This window comes from Marinobacter sp. V34, assembly GCF_055524115.1.
Genome location: NZ_JBUPZY010000028.1, coordinates 1 through 990 on the forward strand (window position 1 = coordinate 1; position 990 = coordinate 990).

Annotated in this window: 2 protein-coding genes and 1 pseudogene; all 3 read left to right on the forward strand. The window is 57.9% G+C overall.

Annotated features, from left to right (window positions below; translation table 11 throughout):
- The coding region (locus AC0B60_RS20185; RefSeq protein ID WP_465087660.1) for a PaaI family thioesterase at window positions 1-297 on the forward strand (297 nt) is incomplete at its 5' end.
- A 5-nt stretch (window positions 298-302) separates the two neighbouring features.
- Window positions 303-794 carry a PaaI family thioesterase gene (locus AC0B60_RS20190; RefSeq protein ID WP_273064786.1) on the forward strand — a complete coding sequence of 164 codons (492 nt, stop codon included), beginning with the start codon at window positions 303-305 and terminating at the stop codon, window positions 792-794.
- A gap of 7 nt (window positions 795-801) precedes the next feature.
- A pseudogene (locus AC0B60_RS20195) lies at window positions 802-990 on the forward strand (alpha/beta hydrolase); the annotation flags it as partial.

Below are 990 nucleotides of genomic sequence, written 5' to 3' on the forward strand. Positions count from 1 at the left end.
TGTACCAGCATACTGTATTCGCTGGCGGACTCAGCCTGTGGGCTGGCGGTGTTTGCAGAGGCTCAGGAGTTGACCCCCATCGCCACGCTGGATTTGCGCATGGATTATCTGCGGCCTGCCGACGGCGACCGTGCCCTGTTGGCGGTTGCCACCTGCCTGCATCTGACGGAAGAGATCGCGTTCATCCATTGCGACATCCTCTCCCATGGCGGTAGTCAGCCGTTAGCAACAGGTAGCGCCACGTTCGTGCGCAACACCGATGGCCAACGCTTCCAAGCGGTTGCAGGAGAAAAGTAAGGAATATGAGTACTATCGTCAATTCATCGAAACCAGACTCCAGGCTGACCCAGAGCAAGGACAAAAGTAGGGACTATCAGGCCCTTCTGGAGCGCATTCCCTACGCTCGACATCTTGGCCTTGACCTCCCAAAAGACGCTGCCGGTTTAGTAGTTCGCCTGCCTTTTCATGAGCGTCTGATCGGTAATTTCATGCTGCCTGCCCTTCATGGTGGGGTTCTTGGGGCGCTGATAGAGATTACCGCGCGCATTGCTGCGCAAAGCGAAGATGCGAAAGCACGTCGCCCACGCATTCTGGACAGCAACATCAACTACCTTCGCTCGGCGCAGGCAAAACACACGTTCGCCAGCGCCGAGATTGTTCGCCAGGGTCGCCGCACCAGCTTAGTGCAGGTAACCTGCTGGCAGGACGAAAAGAACCGACCGATCACCAGCGGACGGATTCAGTTGCTATTCGCGACAACGGATACTAACCGCCAGGGTGATCATGAAGGGTAAGCAGAGCATGGCCGAACGCGACGGATTCCGGGCCCCGGACGGCCAGGAAATTACACTGTGGCGCTGGCCCCAATGTCCGGGACGGCCAACTCTGCATTGGGCGCATGCGACGGGTTTCCACGGCCGCCTTTACACGCCGTTGCTGGAGAACCTGACCGACTCTTTTAATGTTGTAGCCTGGGACATGCGAGGGCAC

What these genes read in the sequence shown, in the direction of transcription:
- AC0B60_RS20190 (WP_273064786.1), top strand. Translation starts at nt 303, where the DNA reads ATGAGTACTATCGTCAATTCATCGAAACCAGACTCCAGGCTGACCCAG.